We start from the raw sequence: 17,129 nt of genomic DNA, 5'->3' as shown, positions 1-17,129 counted from the left end.
CTTAATGAATTGCTTGCCCTCTGGTATTATGAAAGCTGTAATTATTTTTGTTTTCATTATTTAAGGAGGCATTTTGATGTCAGGGAGAGACTATCTTCACATCTGGTATCAGGCCCAGTTGGTTGGCGCTTTAATTTTCTTGATTGCCGTTGCTTGGTGGAACGTCTTGATTATGGGACGCGGAATCCGGTTATTGGTATTCGTTTTGGCGCTGGTTGCCTTGGAGGGACTGATGATTACGGTTGTTACTCATGTACCGCACTGGCTGCAGGTTGTCGATGTGTTTTTACAGACCATGCTGCAGCCAATCATGCTGATCATGCTGTGGGGAACCGTCACCAGAGAGATCATCGTGCGGCTGCATCTGCCGGCACGGGGCGTAATTGCCGTAACACTGTTATACTATCTGATCATGTTTGCGCCGTTTGCCAGTGAGATTGGCGGTCAGATGGAAAACGTGGTCGCTCGCATCATCTTTTTAATCTATCTGTTTATGACAACGGTTATGATGATGCAGTACTTTTTACCCGATAAGTTTATTCAGCCGCAGCTGTTTAAGGAGTTTATCGGAACAGGTTTTTGGGGCGCCTTGGCATTTTTTGTTTCGGTAACGGTTTTGATGCGAGCCTGGCATTTGTCATGGCCAGGTTTGATACCGACGTTTGGCACTGGCTGGAGCTGGTGGGTAATGAGCGTTCTGCTGGCTGTTTATGTAATTTATTTGGCATTTGATATTTTCCAAACCGGTTGGCTGCAGTTTGATTTTCACGTTCAATGGAATCTGCGTTTAGTCTTGACGGCTCTGGAAGCAGGAATTGCTGAAGAGACGCTTTGCCGTTTTGGAATTTTAGGCGCGATGCTTTATGCTTGCCGTAATCTGACGCAGCGTGTACCGATTGCGGTAGGTTTGAGCGCACTCTGCTTTGGACTGCTGCATCTGCCAAATGCTGCCGTGCAAAAATGGGACGTGACGATTCTGCAGACGATCTTTGCGGTTGGCCTGGGTCTATATCTGGCAGTCGTCTACCTATACACGGGACAATTATGGCTGACAATGCTGATGCACTTCTTTATCGATGCAGCGATCTTTTGCCTAACGCATCATGAAACGATCGTCGGCAGTACCAGTTTGGCTGATTGGATTGCACTGGCGATTGAGTTCCTTTACTTTACTGCTGCTGCTCTTTGGATGATGTTTGGCAATCGCCGTCTGGTCATGGAACGACATGCCGATCGGTTTACTGGCGATCACCAGCATTTTGACTTCTCATTTGACTTTAGAATGTGAAATTTTAGTAAAGACCCTATATTATCTTGAAAAAAAAGCTTATCATTATAAACAGCGATTTTTGAAAGGATGTTTAACTTAATGATAATTGAACTAGTCAAGTCCTTTTTCTTTGGGCTTGTAGAAGGGATCACTGAATGGCTGCCAATTAGCAGTACCGGCCATATGATTCTGTTGGACCAGTTCGTTAAATTGGATGTGTCCAAATCTTTTTACAGTATGTTTGAAGTCGTTATCCAATTAGGAGCGATCATGGCTGTCGTTGTAATTTACTGGAAGCGCATCTGGCCGTTCCATCACAGTCAAGCCGTGGGAATTGCCGCACCAAAAGGCATCTGGCGCTATATCGATAAAGATATTATGATTATGTGGCTGAAGATCTTTATCTCATGTCTGCCAGCTGGGATTATCGGGGTGGCTTTCAACGATACTTTTGAACGGCTTTTCTACAACCCGATTAGTGTGGCAATCGCCTTAATCGTTTTTGGGGTGGCCTTTATTTGGATTGAAACGGCACACAAAGGTAAACAAGCCAAAGTCAATTCAATTGCCGAAATTTCATATAAGATGGCAGTCATGATCGGCTTCTTTCAGCTGATTGCCGCGGTCTTCCCTGGGACCAGCCGTTCGGGGGCTACGATCGTCGGCGCGCTGCTTTTGGGGGTATCACGAACGGTAGCTGCCGAATATACCTTCTTCCTGGCGATTCCAGTTATGTTTGGGGCAGCATTGTTTAAGCTGCTTAAATTTGGCCTAGCGTTTACCTCAATGGAATTTTGGATTATGATGGTCGGCTTGATTACGGCATTTGTCTCATCGATTATCGTTATCAAATTCTTGATGCGCTACATCAAAAAGCATGACTTTAAAGTATTCGGCTGGTATCGGATTGCTCTTGGTTTGCTTGTGTTGCTGTACTTTTTGGTCTTGAAGTAGTCAAAGCAGATGGAAAATCAGACAGTCACGGACTGAAATTTAATTTTTTCCAAAATAAAATGGTGCTAATTCAAGCTTTAGTGGCTTGAATTAGCACCATTATTTATTTTCAGCAATTGCAAAGCTAACTGATCAGTAGAAGAAAAATGGAATTTCCCGGGAAATATGCTACATTTCTTCACCCATTTTACGATAGGAATCCATACCACCCAACCAGAGCTCATTTAATGGCACGTGGCGTTCTTCGGCAAAGGCGCGCATTAGTGTCATATGATCCATCAGCTGATATTGTTTATTGGGATTTTTGGGATCAACAACTTTTAATTGAGCCATCATGCCGCCGTCTTCGTGCTCAAGAATGTGGCAGTGGTACATAAAGACGCCGGGCACGTCAAACCAGACTTTGAGCAGGACATGTTCGCCCGGATTGATGGCAATCGTATCTTTAAGCCCCAACTCATTTGCATTTGGGGCATGACCATTACGAGCTACCGTTACAAAGCCAGTTCCGTGCATATGATACGGATGAATCATGCCAGGTGCGCGATTGGTGTTTTCAATATCCCAAAGCTGAACCTTATGCATTGGCATCTGATAGTCGATTCGATCCATCTTAAACTTCTTGCCATTCATCGCTACCGCTTCATCCATTCCATCTAAGGTGACGTAATGAATCGGCATTTCAGGTGATACAGATGGGTTAGGCGTTTCAAACAAGACATCAGGCAGAGTGGAGCAATCTGGCTGGAATTCGTGAATCTTAAAGCGCAGCAGCGGCGTATCGTCAGAATAGAGCACAACCTCATCGCCAGGGCGATAGCTGCCAAAGTCGACGATGATTTCAGCTCGTTCGGCACATGTCAGCATCAGTTTGGTCATTTTTAATGGCTTAGGGAGCAGTGAAAGGTCACCGGCAATCTGGGTAAACGGCAGATCATTGCTAAAGTGCAGCCGCCATTCACGTCGGTTGGCACCGTTTAAGAAACGCAGCCTTACTTTTTGCGTTGTGACGTCAAAGTAGGGGTTGATTGTTCCATTGATCATTGGCGTTGGACCTAAAATGCCATCTGGATCATAGTCTTGACGATAATCCCATTGGTTATTTTCATGAAAACGACGATCCTGCAGAATAACCGGAATGTCATCGACGCCATAGTTACGTGGCAAGGGTAGCTGAGATTCATGCTGATCTTGAACGATGGCGCCACCGGCTAGTCCATGCCAGACTTGTTCGGCAGTGGCTGGACATGGATGAGCATGCAGCCAGACAAAGGCAGCCGGTTGATGAATTGTGAATTCAACGTCGCGCGTTTGCCCAGGATAGACGGGAGCATGACAGCCGCCATCTTCAATTGGTCCAGGAATTGCCAGACCATGCCAGTGAAAGGTCGTTACTTCAGGCAGGTCATTGATATAGTGAATATGCACGGTTTGTCCATCTTTAAAGATTACGGTTTTGCCAAGCAACGGTCCGTTATAGCCCCAGGTAGCGGTCTTCTTCCCAGGTAGGAGCTGAACGGCGCCGGTTTGTGCGGTGATCGTATAGTAAACGTCCGTAGCGGTTTCCTGATCGGGTTTTAGAATTTCTGGAATTCGCAGGGGCTGTTCTGGAGCATCTGCCACCTGCAGCGGAATATACGCACGGTCATGATAGTCAAAGGCGGCTTCATCGTAACAATAGTCTTGAATCGTTTCTTGGTCGTTCATGTCAATAACCTCCCTTAAATGAATACGTTTACATAATTATTATAACGCTTATAATCATTAATTAAACTAAATAGTCTGCAAATATTTTATGATTCATTAAATAATATTTAGGCTTGTCTAAAAAATTGAGTTTACAAAGTTGGTAAATGTAGTAACATAGACATAGATAAGTTAAATGAACACCAGTCAGTACCGGCGAGTGGAGTCGGTTATCTAAGAGAGGAGTCGTTAGTTTGTTCGACATTAAGCCAAAGAAGTTCAAAAAGATTCTCGTCGGCGTTGATGATGCGCCTGACGCTCGGGCTGCTTTTTCCTATGCAGTTGATAAGGCCAAGCGCGATGGGTCTGAGATTGGAATCGTTTCGATTTTGGAAACTAACCGAGTCAACGTCTACCAAGTACTAAATCGTGACTACGTTCATAGTACGGAAGATGATTTACGCAAACGCTTGAACGATTACGTACAGGCTGCGATTGACTATGGCGTGAACCCTAAAAAAATTACGGCGATCGTTGACCAAGGCGATCGTCCAGCTGAACGAATCTGCAATCATGTGATTCCTGAATTTAAGCCGGATCTGCTGATTATTGGCTCAATCGGTAAAAACGGCAATCGCAATACGGTTGGTTCACAGGCTTCATACATGGTCAAGCATTCGGGAACTTCAGTTTTCGTGATTCGTACGGATGAGGTTACTCACTACGAATAATCTGCTGATCAAAAATGTTTTTGACGATCCTAAAAAGGCAAGCCGAATGCTGGTGGCGGCATTCGACTTGCCTTTTAATTTTTGCTGACAAAATAAAAGCTTGTCGGTTCTTAGTTCTATGTTATAATGATTCTAAACTACGATAAGGAAAGAGGACTGGCTTATGAAAAAGAAAATGTCGCTGGCACAAAAAATCAATGTGCTGCGAGCCAGTGTAATGGGGGCCAATGATGGGATCATTTCGGTTGCCGGAATTGTTATTGGGGTGGCAGCTGCGACCAGCAATCCACATGCAATCTTGATTTCTGGGCTTTCTGGCAGTTTGGCTGGTACGATCTCAATGTGTATGGGTGAATACGTTTCGGTCTCAACTGAAAAAGATTCACAGAAGATGGCGTTGATTGAAGAAAAAGAACGATTATCTGAAGATTATAATCGTGAATTCAACTATGTCAAAAATAAGTTCTTAGCACAAGATATAGATCCTAAATTAGCTCATCAAGCCACTAAAGAACTGATGGATGAAGATCCGTTGGTTACGGTCGTTCAAGAACGCTATGGCTTCAATCCCAAAGAATTTACCAGTCCCTATGCAGCCGCCATTGCTTCGTTGATTGCCTTTCCTTTGGGCTCGATTTTACCAATGGTTGCCGTAATGAGCTTCCCGCATGATATTGCGATCTTAGCTACGATTTTTGCTGTTTTGGTCGCCTTGGTAATTACTGGTTACCTGGCAGCTGTCCTCGGCAATTCAAATCGCTTGAAGTCGGTAGTTCGCAACGTAGCCTCTAGTTTATTGACGATGTTGGTAACGTATCTGATTGGTCAGCTGTTCGCGCGTTGAAAGGGGTAATAAGTAATGGAGCAAAGTAAAAAGCCCAAGCAGACGATGCAAGAAAAGCTGAATACGTTGCGTGCGGGTGTTTTAGGAGCCAATGACGGGATCTTGACGGTTGTTGGTGTACTGGTTTCGGTAGCAGCGGCAACAACAGATCAATTTACGATTTTTATTGCCGGCCTGTCAGATTTGTTGGCATGTGCTTTTTCAATGGCGTCTGGCGAGTATGCATCGGTTTCGACACAAAAGGATACAGAAAAATCAGCTGTTACGCATGAGGAATATCTGCTCAAGCATGATTTTGAAAACGAGATTGTCGCAGTTCGCGATCACTACATGGAAAAAGGAGTCAGCAAGGCCACCGCGACGGCAATTGCCAAAGACCTGCTGAATAAAAAGCCGCTACAGACGATGGTACGCGTTAAATATGATATTGAATTGGGTCACTATCTAAATCCTTGGCATGCCGCGTTCTCATCATTGGTTTCAGCGGCGGCAGGGGGACTGCTGCCGTTATTGGCAATGGTTTTGGCACCAGTGGCCTGGCGATGGGAAGCGGTTGTTTTGGCTGTGATACTTACCAGTGCACTGACCGGATATATCAGTTCCAAATTAGGCAATGGTTTGGTCAAGGTAGCAATCATTCGTAATATTATCGTTGGGATCATTACTGTAATTATCCACTACTGTGTTGGTAAGATGTTCTGATAGATCAATTTATACTAATCCGAGATGTTTATCATTTCGGATTTTTTTGCGTCAAAAAAATCCTCGTCTCAGGTTTTGAAACGAGGATTTAAAATTATTGGGCAATTTGAACGTGCTTTCTTAATTGAACCATGTCTTCAAAGCGATTGGTAAAAATACCGGCAACGTTTTTTTCAAACAGCTGTTGTGCCTCTTGATCGTCATTAACGGTCCAGACGCGCTGTGTGGCAGTAGTTGCTTGGTAATGGTGTGGGTGAATGCCATGCAGGTGTTCTTTTTTCACGAATTCCTGAGCTTTGGGCACGTCATTTTCAGTCAGCCAGTTATAGTCTTGCGTTGCGTCAAGCTGCATGCAGTTTTTTAATGTCTGCAGATTAAATGATGAGTAGATAACCGGATGCAGCAGATGGTGTTGGTTGACCATTGGCATAACGATCTTTTCAATGTCGTGGTAGGCAATGTTGTCGGTCTTGAATTCCAGGTTGATCCAGACGTCCTTATTTTCAAATACGTCCAACAGCTCATCCAGAGTTGGAATAGATTCGCCGTTGCTCAGCTTGAATTGGCGCAGCTCAGCCAGCGTGTAGTCAACGATGCGGCCAGTACCGTCTGTCGTGCGGTCGATGGTTTCATCATGCATGATAACCGGAATGCGATCTGAAGTCAGATGAACGTCAAATTCAACGCCATCGATCTGGTGGGCAACCACATAGCGAAAACCGGCTAGTGAATTTTCGGGAAACTTGGCAGGGTAGCCGCGGTGTCCAAAGATCTTGGTTTGGATGGCTTGATTTGATTGAGTATTCATTTTTTTACCTCTTAAAAATTGTCTTTGGTTATTTGTCGAACCGAATTATAGACGCTTGGTATGATAAAGCAATAGTAATTTGGTAAAAAATGTGTAAATTATTGATCAGGCCGCTCAAAATCATCGGTCAGGCGCTATGGATGAGTTCATTAGCACAGCTTGTCATGATCAACTGGTGGATTAAAGAGTTCCTCATCACGTCCCCGTTGGCATTCGGCCTGTAAAGTAATGTGTTTGATGTTATATTTGTCGTTTAGGATTTTTTCAACCTGCAGATAGATTTTTTCGACTTCGCTCAGCATCATATCATGGCAATTAAGGTGTGCTGAAAAGACGATGCGGTGCTCATCGATCGTCCAGGCATGAACATGGTGAACGCCCACGACTCCTGGTACCTGTATCAGATCATGCTTGATGGCTTCATAGTCCAGATCAGGCGATGACTGCATCAGAATGCTCAAGGTTTGTTTGATGATTGGCAAAGCCTCCTTGGCGATGTAGAGCGCGACCAGGATCGTCAGGGTAGGATCAAGCCAGGTGATATTGAAAAACATTAAGATTACGCCGCCAAAAATTACGGCAATTGAAGATAGTGCATCGCTTAAAACGTGCAGGTAGGTGGCCTTGACGTTCAGACTGTCATGGCTGCCGCTGTGTAAAAGCTGCGCGGAAACCAGGTTGGCAATCAGCCCGATAATGGCCACGATCAGCATGATCCGACCATTGATGTGTTCAGGATGGCTGAATCGCTTAATGGCTTCAATGATCAACGCGATTGAAACGACGATCAAAAAGATGCTGTTGGCCATTGCCGAAAGGATCTCAGCCCGCCGGTAGCCATAAGTACGTCGCCGATTTTCTGGCCGCCCTGAGATAGCTTGGGCAAAGTAGCCTAAAACAATCGAGATTGAATCCCCTAAGTTGTGAAAGGCATCTGAAAGCAGTGCCAGACTGCCGGATATCAATCCTCCAATAATCTCAACAACGGTAATCAAAACATTGAGCAGCGTGACGATTAAGAAACGCTGTTTGGAAACGTTGGGCCGTTCCATGAAATCACTCCCCGCCTTAAAATAAATAAGCTAAAAATAGATTTAGGTATTCCAAATTACATTTTTATGATATGTTATAATCTGATTAGTTTCAATATGGAAAAATGCATGGTTAAAAGCTCGACGACACTTACTGCCGCTGACATTTTTAGGAGGAAGTTGTACAAAACATGACCCCAATGAAAGAAGATTATCTAAAGATTATTTTTGAGCTGGGCGGTGGCTATAAAAAGGTTTCTAATAAAGAAATTTCACTGGGATTGGGCATCGCAGCCGGTTCGGTAACGGAAATGATCACCAAGCTGACGGAGGAAGGCTTGGTATCTCATGAGCCATATGATGGAATTGCTCTGACGCCAGAGGGAATTAAGCATGCAGCTGAATTGGTCAGAAAGCATCGTCTATGGGAGACTTTTTTGGTTGATGATCTGCACTACAGCATGACTGATGTTCACCCAGAAGCCGAGATCTTGGAACATAATACCAGCGATCGTTTGGCGACGGCTCTGGATGCCTTTTTGAATCATCCCAAGTATTGTCCGCATGGTGGCGTCATTCCGGCTGCCAATGGCAAGTTTGACAATATCAGTCATCGTCTGCTGGCCGATGCTGAAGATGGCGAAACAGTAGTCATTGAACGCTTCTTGGACAATCATGAGCTGCTGACTTATTTAAATGAGATTGGTCTTCAACTGCATGCCAAGGTTAAGGTAATCAAACACGAACCATTTGAGGGACCGATCTTGGTTGAATGTCTGGACAATGATCAGCAGCTCAGCATTTCCTTTAAGGCTTCGCATAATATTTTCGTCAATCAAGAGCCTTTACAGGACTAAATAATTAAATTTTAGGCTCGGGTTTAATGCATGGTGCATTGAACCCTTTTGTTGTTTTTAGCTGATGCCTGGATAAATTCACCAATAATAAGGATGGATGATTGAAAGTGGAAAGCAAGGATAAAAAGAATCTTGCCATTACCGCGTGCCTATTAGCGGGGCGCTTACTGATCGAAAACGGCTCAAATATGGAACGTGTCAACGATACGATGCGGCGAATGGCACTGAGCGCGCAGTTGCAAAATTTTGAGGCATTTACGACAATGACGGCTATCGTTGCCAGCGCCGAACATCTGCCAAACGCTCAGGTAATTGATATTCATCAGCGAAAATTGAATCTTAACAAAGTCGCGGCCGTCAATAGTCTTTCTCGGCAGTTTGCTGCGCATGAAATCAGCGTTGAGACACTGTATGCAAAACTGCAAAAAGTTGACGAGCAGCCACAGCAGACTTCAGATTTTGTTCAGTGCGTGGCAGCCGGTGTGCTTAGCTGGGCACTGACGATTGTCTATACTGGTAATGTCCATGATTCATTGTTTGCGGCCTTGATTGCATTTGTGAGCTATCAGGTCTATCTGACTTTAATGAAGCATTCCAAAGCACGCTTCGTTAATGAGTTTTGTGCTTCGCTAGTGATTGCGCTTTTGACCGTTGGAGTTGTCAAGCTGCATTGGGCCAATGATATTAATGACATTATCATTGGCTGCGTCATGCCACTGGTTCCAGGAGTCCCATTAACCAATGCGGCCCGTGATCTGATGTCTGGTGATCTGATCAGTGGTACGTCACGCGCGGTTGAAGCCACGCTGACGGCAATTGCTATTGGCTGTGCAATTGTTTTTGTGTTGCGATACGTTTGAAAGAGGTGGAGCATGGAAAACTTTTTGGCTAGATTAATCTTTGAATTTGTGCTGGCTGATCTTTCAACGATTTGTTTTGGCATCCTATTGAACATACCACGCCGGGCCTATCACAGTGCTGGTGCAATCGGTGGAGCCAGCTGGGTATTTTACTGGGCAGTCTACTATCAGCTGCACCTGGGGCTGGCTTTAAGCAATCTGTTGGCTGCCATTATGATTGGTGTTTTGAGTATGGCAGCTGCTCGCTGGCAAAAAATGCCGATGATCATCTTTAACGTTCCCGCGCTGGTGCCGCTGGTTCCTGGTGGACAAGCCTATAAGATGGTGCGCAGCTTTGTTTTGGGCAGTAACGGTGCAGCACTGGTATATCTATATCAGGTTTTGGTGATTGCTGGTGCGATTACGTTAGGTTTTGGCCTGGGTGATTTGATTAATCGACTGTTATTCTCTGAACACCACTTAAGAAACAGGTAGGGTGTGATATAATAAAATTTATTGTGGCTGATGCCATGACAAGATCCAACAAAGGAGCAATTTTAACATGCTGATAGGACAAGATCCGAATCGTTGGAAGCGATTCATGGTAAGCTTTGTATTGTTTTTAATTGTCGCTGGGATGGTGATGAGCAACTCAATGATCCTGCAGGTTTTGGATTCGGTTTTCCAGGCTCTGCTGGCGCCAAATCCTAATCATACGCCAAACACAACCTATCATATAATGGTAGTCGTTTCGTTTCTTGGCAGCCCTAAGATGGCGATTGTCTGGATGCTGATCATTACCTTCTTCCTCTGGGGCTTCAAATATAAGGTGCCGGCACTCTGGGCTTGGCTAACGCTGATTGTCGGTGGACTTTTGGATGAAATCGTCAAGTATCTAGCTAAGCGGGATCGCCCCCTGCAGCATCCGACTGGCGACCATGGTTACAGTTTTCCCAGTGGACATGTGATGGGGACGTTTCTGGTGGCCGCGGTGCTGTTTTTGATCGTGGTACCATTGATTAAAAATGCTGCAGTACGGGTAGTCTGTCAGCTGCTGCTGATCATGGCCGTTTTCTTGGTAGCCGTTTCGCGCATCTATCTGTATGCTCACTATCCGTTTGATACGGTAGGAGCGATGCTGTTGGCCTATGCTTGGCTGCAGATTTCTGAAACGCTTTACCTAACGTTTGCCAACGATATAAAAAATCGGTGGCACAAGACCGCTAATTCGAAACTTTAAATCAAAATACCCAGTGTCTTTTGAAGTCGACACCGGGTATTTTATATTTCCTGGGTAATTTTATTTGAACAGATCGTCAATCCACTCGCAGGCCAGTTCAACCCAGTGGGCAACGTGAGGCTGATCGACATCGTCATGATGGGCAACCAAGGCGTTGGCAATATCCATTCCGTGCGGGCCATGCGCAAAAACATGTAATTCTTGGGGAATCTGATGGGCCAGCAAAGCTTGACTGTAGCTGAGAGTATTTTGTACTGATACGACCTGATCGGTAAAAGTCGTCCAGATAAAGGTCGGCGCGTTTAAGTCGCTGACATGCGTCGCGGCATTATAGCGGGCCGGATCATCAGTCCATTTAGCACGCGTTGCGGCGTCTTTTGGAAAGCCAAGGTTGAGATCGATAACAGGATAGCCGAGAATGACAGCGTTGGGACGGAGTTGATCGCTGTCAATGCCACTGCGCCGGCTGAGCCATTCTTCATGCCAGTAGTCATTGTACAGCGCGGTAACCTGACCGCCAGCTGAAAAGCCCATGACCGTCAACTGATCGGCTTTTAAATACCATGATGCGGCTTGTTTTCTGAGCAGCGCGACGGCCAGTGCCAGGTCAATCAGTGGATTTGGATAGACCGGCTGATGTTCGCTGGTAAAGGTATAGCGCAGCACAAAAACCTGAAAGCCGTGAGCTGAAAAACTAAGCGCGGTTTTCTCAGTTTGTTCGACTGGGATATGCGTCATCGAGCCGCCGGGGACAAAAATCAGCGGCCGGAACTGCTGCACTGGCGACTTGGGAACGGGCGTCTGCAGATAGCCAGTCAGCACAGCTTTAGTGTGATAGCTTGCGGTACTTAAATTTTCTTGAATGATTTTCATTAAAAACACTCCTAAAAAAGATCCTGGTAGGTGAAATTATAATGCACAAACAATTGCTTTGGCCAATCAAGACTGCTCATTTCGTAATCAAGCTGGGTAGCCAAGACGATCTTCAAGCCGTTTTGAATCTGTTAAGCGATGGTGAACTGGTCAGATTAAGCGGACTGCAGCTGCCGGATGATCAAATGATGCGTAGCTGGGCAGTCAATAACTGGCTTCGTCAGCAGCAGCTTTTATTAATCACTGATCAAACTGGACAGCTGCTGGGGTTAATCAGCTTATTCCAAATATATGCAAACGATGGAGACTATCAGACCCGCACCATCGAGTTGGGATATTTACTGCGACGCGATTGTTGGGGAAGAGGAATTATGGGCGAGGCGCTCGGCCATTTTTTGCAAGCGCTGGCAAAAAATGGTGATATTAAGCGTCTGCAGGCGTATGTAGCAATCGATAATCTGCGTTCAAGATCTTTACTGCAAAAGTTCAGATTCCGTCAGGTCGGTAATGAAAACGGTTATTTGAAAATGGTTAAAGCTTTATAATTACATGCACAAACTTGTTTAAATATTTATTTTATTGTATAATCTTTTCCGTTGTCGCAGATAGGCCAATTTGGGCAGATAGTCCAATTGATATGGCTTTTTTGCTGAAATTGCGCTAAAATGTTTAATCATATTAAGTATGCACACCTTATACTTTATCCATGAGAAATGTATAACTGGCGCTCGAAATTGTCATAGAGGAGGAATCCATTTACGATGAGTGGAGAGGCAAAGAATGGTGGTACGGAAGGTCAGACAATAACTGGTAATTCCGGCCATATGAAACGGACACTGCAGACGCGGCACCTGTCGATGATTGCTTTAGGCGGTTCGATTGGTACCGGGATGATGATTGCCAGTGGTTCGGCAATCTCAACGGCTGGACCTGGTGGAGCTTTGGTCGCCTATAGTATGATGGGGATCATGGTTTACTTTTTAATGACCAGTCTTGGTGAGATGGCAACCTATATTCCATTGACTGGATCGTTTGCTACTTACTGTACTAAATTTGTTGACCCAGCATTAGGTTTTGCCATGGGGTGGAACTACTGGCTGAATTGGGTGATTACGATTGCCGTTGACGCGGTTACTTCTGGAGTTATTATTCAATTCTGGTGGCCGAAGTTTCCCGAGTGGATTTTTAGCGGCTTTGTTTTGCTGGTAATCTTTTTGATCAATTATTTGTCAGTGCGCTCCTATGGTGAGACTGAGTATTGGCTGTCAATCATTAAAGTCGTAACGATTATTGTCTTCTTGATCGTTGGTTTCATGATCATTTTTGGGATTATGGGTGGTCAAGAACCAATCGGCTTAAAAAACTTCCATTACAAAAAAGCACCGTTCGTTGGTGGTTTTCCTAGCATCCTGACCGTATTCTTAGTGGCAGGGATGTCATTTCAAGGTACCGAGCTGGTCGGCATTACGGCTGGTGAATCTGCCACGCCGGAAAAATCCGTTCCGAAGGCCATTCACTCAACCTTCTGGCGGATCTTGCTGTTCTACATTCTTTCAATTTTTGTCATGGCCTGTATTTTGCCATATACCGACAAAAACCTTTTGAGCAGCAACGTTCAAGATGTGGCAATGTCGCCATTTACGATTGTCTTTAAGCGGGCCGGTCTGGCAGCGGCAGCCAGCGTGATGAATGCTGTCATCTTAACGGCCGTGATCTCCTCAGCCAACTCAGGACTTTATGCCTCAACGCGGATGCTGTTCTCACAGGCGCGGGAAGGCTATGCCTGGAAAGGGTTTGGCTACGTTAATAAGCGGGGGATTCCAATCTACGCGCTGCTGGGTACGATGGCCGTCTCGCTGGCAATCTACCTGTTGCATTTTGTCAGTGCCAACGCCTATAACTACCTGATCGATGCTTCCGGGCTATCTGGTTTTATCGCTTGGCTGGGAATTGCAATGGCTCACTATCGGTTCCGGCGGGCCTTTGTTGCACAGGGACATCAGCTCAGCGAGTTGAAGTATCATGCTACTCTGTTCCCATTTGGTCCGATTTTTGCCTTTGTTTTCTGTATGATTGTTATTGTTGGTCAAAACATTCCAGCATTCATTCACCTGGATTGGGATAACATCTTGATTACCTACATGGCAGTGCCAATCTTCTTGATTCTGTTTTGCTACTACAAGTTTCGCTATAAGACGCACCTGCTTTCACTGCAGGAAGCTGATTTGTCGCGCAGCTCGCGTGGTGAAAAATACATTACTGCTGATGGTAAGGAAATCAAGTAGAAAAATTAAAACTTGCTTAAAATCAAAAGTGAGTTATAATCAAATAATGTGTAAAAGAGAAGAGGTGCGAGTCTCATCAGTAGACCAGGCTGGATGCTTCAGAATCAATGCCTGGCTGAAAGGGATGCTTGCCGAAACGCGTATCGACTGAAGACTTTACGTGTTGGGCCGTAGTTGAACAAATTACGGACTGTCGCAGAATTTTCTGCGGGGCGCTTCCATGATTGATTCAACAATTAAGAAGTTAAGTTGAGTCGACAAGCGGGGAAGTCCTTGTTTGCCGGCTCTTTTTATTTGCCTTTCTCGCCAGTAAATTTGAGGAGGATTTTTTCATGAGCGAACACAGTCATGAAGGCAGTGAAGGTCATATTCAACGGACATTGAAAACGCGCCACTTATCAATGATTGCTCTTGGCGGTACGATTGGGACGGGGCTGTTTATTGCCAGTGGTTCGGCAATCTCAACGGCCGGACCAGGTGGAGCTTTAGCAGCTTACGCTATCATGGGAATCATGGTTTATTTCTTGATGACCAGTCTGGGTGAAATGGCCACTTATATTCCGGTTTCAGGTTCTTTTGCCACTTACTCGACAAAGTTTGTTGATCCGGCACTGGGCTTTGCGATGGGGTGGAACTATTGGTTTAACTGGGCTATTACAATTCCGGTTGACGTAACGACGGCAGGGCTGGTTTTTCAATATTGGCTGCCGCATTTTCCGAGCTGGCTGTTTAGTACGTTTGTTTTGCTTGCGATTTTTCTGATCAACTATCTTTCGGTTCGTTCATACGGTGAAACGGAATATTGGCTGTCTTTGATCAAGGTCGTAACGGTCGTGATTTTCTTGATCGTTGGGGTCTGCATCATCTTTGGGATTATGGGCGGTCAAGGACCAGTTGGCTTAAAGAATTTCCACTACAAGGACGCGCCATTCGTTCACGGCTGGTCAGGGATTTTGAGTGTGTTCCTGGTTGCTGGGTTCTCATTCCAAGGTACTGAATTGATTGGGATTACGGCTGGTGAAGCTGCTACGCCGGAAGAATCGGTTTCCAAGGCCATTCATTCAACTTTTTGGCGGATTTTGCTGTTCTACATTTTTGCAATCTTTGTCATTGCCTGTGTTCTGCCATATACCAACAAAAACCTGTTGAATTCAAACGTGCAAAACATTACGATGAGCCCATTTACGATTGTCTTTAAGCGGGCAGGGATGGCAGCCGCGGCTAGTGTCATGAACGCGGTTATCTTAACGGCTGTAATCTCAGCGGCCAACTCCGGCCTGTATGCCTCAACGCGGATGCTGTTTTCACAGGCGCGGGAAGGCTATGCCTGGAAGATCTTTGGCTATGTCAACAAACGTGGGATTCCAATCTATGCATTGTTGGGCACCATGGTTGTCTCATGCTTGGCCTACCTGACACAGTTTGTCGGTCCCGAAGCTTATAACTACCTGATTGGGGCATCTGGTCTGTGCGGCTTTATCGCCTGGCTGGGAATTGCCATTTCACACTTGCGCTTCCGGCGGGCCTTTGTCGCGCAGGGACATCAGGTTGGCGAATTGAAGTATCATGCCACGCTGTTTCCGTTTGGCCCAATCTTTGCCTTGATCTTGTGTATCGTCGTAATGTGTGGTCAAAACATTGATGCCTTTATCAAGATGGATTGGTCAAACATTGCGATTACCTACATGGCCGTACCATTGTTCTTGATATTATTCATCTACTACAAGGTTCGCTACAAGACGCATTTGATTCCGCTTAAAGACGTTGATTTGTCACGGAGCAACAACAGTGAGTCATTCGTTTCTGAATCGAAAAATGAAGCTGAATAATCATCGAATCCTCGTCAGTTTTGGCGGGGATTTTATTATTTTTAAAATGAATAGACATTGTTAATGACAGGGCTGGCTGTAAAAATGCGATCAGTCAAAATTCATTTAGTGTTGAGCAGCAAAATAATTTGCAAAAAGTATGACTCGTTGATTGAGTGACTGAGACTTTATGGTGTTGACTGATAAATGAAAAACATTTTACTCACGATGCTGGATCAAAGATGATACAATATAGCTCGTGTCTTTTTAGAAAATGGAAAAAAGGGGAAAAGCAATGATTGTACTAGCAGGAACTATTGGTGCGGGAAAAACCAGTTTAACGCGGATGCTGGCTGATCATTTGGACAGTCAGGCTTTTTACGAATCAGTTGATGATAATGAAATCCTGCCGCTGTTTTATCAAGATCCTAAGAAATATGGCTTTTTGCTGCAGATCTACTTTTTAAATAAGCGCTTGGCCGAGATCAAGAATTCATTTGATAATGATCTGAACGTTTTGGACCGCTCGATTTTTGAAGATGCCCTGCTTTTTCGGCTGAATGCCGATCTGGGGCGAGCGACACAGACAGAAGCCGACATCTATTCCTCGCTTTTGGGTAATATGATGGAAGAACTGCCTCAGCAGGTACATACCAAAGCACCAAGCCTTTTGATCAGTATTCAGGTCTCATTTGAAACGATGCTGAAGCGAATCAAGAAACGTGGTCGTTCGTTTGAACAGATTGAAAATGATCCGAGTCTTTATGAATACTATCGCGAACTGAATCAGCGCTATGTTGACTGGTATGCCAGCTATGATCAAAGTCCTAAAATGTTGATCGATGGGGATAAATATGATTTTGTCGAAGACCAACATGCAGCTGATCAGGTTTTACAGCTGGTTGATGATAAGCTGACGGAATTGAATCTAAAGTAGCTGGAGCCTTGACAGAATCTACTCAGATATGTATAATTAAATTATTGATTTTCATATCTGATACGGAGGATTAGCTCAGTTGGGAGAGCATCTGCCTTACAAGCAGAGGGTCACAGGTTCGAGCCCTGTATCCTCCATTTTTTATGCTTTACTTGCGGATGTGGCGGAATTGGCAGACGCGCAAGATTTAGGTTCTTGTATCTTATGATGTAAGGGTTCGAGTCCCTTCATCCGCATTATTATCAAACGGCTGTCCCGAAGCAA

Annotated in this window: 17 protein-coding genes, 2 tRNA genes and 1 riboswitch; of the genes, 15 read left to right on the top strand and 4 right to left on the bottom strand. The window is 44.9% G+C overall.

The annotated features are described in order from the left end of the window. Nucleotides 1–76 precede the first annotated feature (76 nt). Complete coding sequence (locus tag ACLUWI_RS00445; RefSeq protein ID WP_412145692.1) at nucleotides 77–1,288, top strand: CPBP family intramembrane glutamic endopeptidase; 1,212 nt, start codon at nucleotides 77–79, stop codon at nucleotides 1,286–1,288. 81 nt (nucleotides 1,289–1,369) lie between these two features. Then, nucleotides 1,370–2,224 (top strand): undecaprenyl-diphosphate phosphatase, encoded by an 855-nt coding sequence (locus ACLUWI_RS00440; protein WP_412145691.1) that lies wholly within the window; start codon nucleotides 1,370–1,372, stop codon nucleotides 2,222–2,224. Between the two features lie 168 nt (nucleotides 2,225–2,392). Here the strand turns inward: ACLUWI_RS00440 and ACLUWI_RS00435 are convergent, their stop codons facing one another. Beyond that, a complete protein-coding gene (locus ACLUWI_RS00435; RefSeq protein ID WP_412145690.1) occupies nucleotides 2,393–3,931 on the bottom strand; it encodes a multicopper oxidase family protein in 1,539 nt (512 codons plus the stop codon). Between the two features lie 233 nt (nucleotides 3,932–4,164). Between ACLUWI_RS00435 and ACLUWI_RS00430 the strand changes: the two genes are divergently transcribed. The 3 genes from ACLUWI_RS00430 to ACLUWI_RS00420 all read left to right on the top strand — a co-directional run bounded on the left by ACLUWI_RS00430 (nucleotide 4,165) and on the right by ACLUWI_RS00420 (nucleotide 6,187). Next, nucleotides 4,165–4,641 (top strand): universal stress protein, encoded by a 477-nt coding sequence (locus tag ACLUWI_RS00430; protein WP_412145689.1) that lies wholly within the window; start codon nucleotides 4,165–4,167, stop codon nucleotides 4,639–4,641. A 163-nt stretch (nucleotides 4,642–4,804) separates the two neighbouring features. Continuing rightward, nucleotides 4,805–5,485, top strand: coding sequence for a VIT family protein (locus tag ACLUWI_RS00425; RefSeq protein WP_412145688.1), 681 nt, complete (start codon nucleotides 4,805–4,807; stop codon nucleotides 5,483–5,485). Nucleotides 5,486–5,500: 15 nt separating this feature from the next. Then, entirely contained in the window at nucleotides 5,501–6,187 is a 687-nt protein-coding gene (locus ACLUWI_RS00420; protein ID WP_412145687.1) for a VIT family protein, read from the top strand. A 94-nt stretch (nucleotides 6,188–6,281) separates the two neighbouring features. Here ACLUWI_RS00420 and ACLUWI_RS00415 read toward each other — a convergent pair whose 3' ends face one another. Further along, a complete protein-coding gene (locus ACLUWI_RS00415; protein ID WP_412145686.1) occupies nucleotides 6,282–6,995 on the bottom strand; it encodes a glycerophosphodiester phosphodiesterase in 714 nt (237 codons plus the stop codon). Nucleotides 6,996–7,144: 149 nt separating this feature from the next. Further along, the gene (locus ACLUWI_RS00410; RefSeq protein ID WP_412145685.1) at nucleotides 7,145–8,047 is read right to left on the bottom strand and encodes a cation diffusion facilitator family transporter; all 903 of its coding nucleotides are present in this window, start codon (nucleotides 8,045–8,047) and stop codon (nucleotides 7,145–7,147) included. Between the two features lie 170 nt (nucleotides 8,048–8,217). Between ACLUWI_RS00410 and ACLUWI_RS00405 the strand changes: the two genes are divergently transcribed. From ACLUWI_RS00405 to ACLUWI_RS00390, 4 genes are all read left to right on the top strand, one after another. Further along, entirely contained in the window at nucleotides 8,218–8,883 is a 666-nt protein-coding gene (locus ACLUWI_RS00405; RefSeq protein ID WP_412145684.1) for a metal-dependent transcriptional regulator, read from the top strand. Nucleotides 8,884–8,990: 107 nt separating this feature from the next. Further along, entirely contained in the window at nucleotides 8,991–9,743 is a 753-nt protein-coding gene (locus ACLUWI_RS00400) for a threonine/serine exporter family protein (protein ID WP_412145683.1), read from the top strand. A 12-nt stretch (nucleotides 9,744–9,755) separates the two neighbouring features. Next, a complete protein-coding gene (locus ACLUWI_RS00395; protein ID WP_412145682.1) occupies nucleotides 9,756–10,217 on the top strand; it encodes a threonine/serine exporter family protein in 462 nt (153 codons plus the stop codon). Between the two features lie 67 nt (nucleotides 10,218–10,284). Next, nucleotides 10,285–10,962, top strand: a complete 678-nt coding sequence (locus ACLUWI_RS00390; protein ID WP_412145681.1) for a phosphatase PAP2 family protein — start codon at nucleotides 10,285–10,287, stop codon at nucleotides 10,960–10,962. A gap of 60 nt (nucleotides 10,963–11,022) precedes the next feature. Here ACLUWI_RS00390 and ACLUWI_RS00385 read toward each other — a convergent pair whose 3' ends face one another. Then, entirely contained in the window at nucleotides 11,023–11,835 is an 813-nt protein-coding gene (locus tag ACLUWI_RS00385) for an alpha/beta hydrolase (RefSeq protein ID WP_412145680.1), read from the bottom strand. A gap of 41 nt (nucleotides 11,836–11,876) precedes the next feature. Between ACLUWI_RS00385 and ACLUWI_RS00380 the strand changes: the two genes are divergently transcribed. The 6 genes from ACLUWI_RS00380 to ACLUWI_RS00355 all read left to right on the top strand — a co-directional run bounded on the left by ACLUWI_RS00380 (nucleotide 11,877) and on the right by ACLUWI_RS00355 (nucleotide 17,101). Further along, a complete protein-coding gene (locus tag ACLUWI_RS00380; protein WP_412145679.1) occupies nucleotides 11,877–12,380 on the top strand; it encodes a GNAT family N-acetyltransferase in 504 nt (167 codons plus the stop codon). A gap of 216 nt (nucleotides 12,381–12,596) precedes the next feature. Then, a complete protein-coding gene (locus ACLUWI_RS00375) occupies nucleotides 12,597–14,120 on the top strand; it encodes an amino acid permease (RefSeq protein WP_412145678.1) in 1,524 nt (507 codons plus the stop codon). A gap of 51 nt (nucleotides 14,121–14,171) precedes the next feature. Continuing rightward, nucleotides 14,172–14,346: riboswitch (Lysine riboswitch) on the top strand. A 106-nt stretch (nucleotides 14,347–14,452) separates the two neighbouring features. Further along, a complete protein-coding gene (locus ACLUWI_RS00370; protein ID WP_412145677.1) occupies nucleotides 14,453–15,949 on the top strand; it encodes an amino acid permease in 1,497 nt (498 codons plus the stop codon). 274 nt (nucleotides 15,950–16,223) lie between these two features. After that, nucleotides 16,224–16,865 (top strand): deoxynucleoside kinase, encoded by a 642-nt coding sequence (locus ACLUWI_RS00365; protein WP_412145676.1) that lies wholly within the window; start codon nucleotides 16,224–16,226, stop codon nucleotides 16,863–16,865. A gap of 64 nt (nucleotides 16,866–16,929) precedes the next feature. After that, nucleotides 16,930–17,002, top strand: a tRNA-Val gene (locus tag ACLUWI_RS00360). A 17-nt stretch (nucleotides 17,003–17,019) separates the two neighbouring features. Then, a tRNA-Leu gene (locus ACLUWI_RS00355) sits at nucleotides 17,020–17,101 on the top strand. Nucleotides 17,102–17,129: the final 28 nt, after the last annotated feature.

Origin of the sequence: Limosilactobacillus mucosae (assembly GCF_046939755.1) — a bacterium.
Classification (GTDB): domain Bacteria; phylum Bacillota; class Bacilli; order Lactobacillales; family Lactobacillaceae; genus Limosilactobacillus; species Limosilactobacillus mucosae_A.
This window is presented reverse-complemented; position numbering and strand designations above follow the sequence as displayed.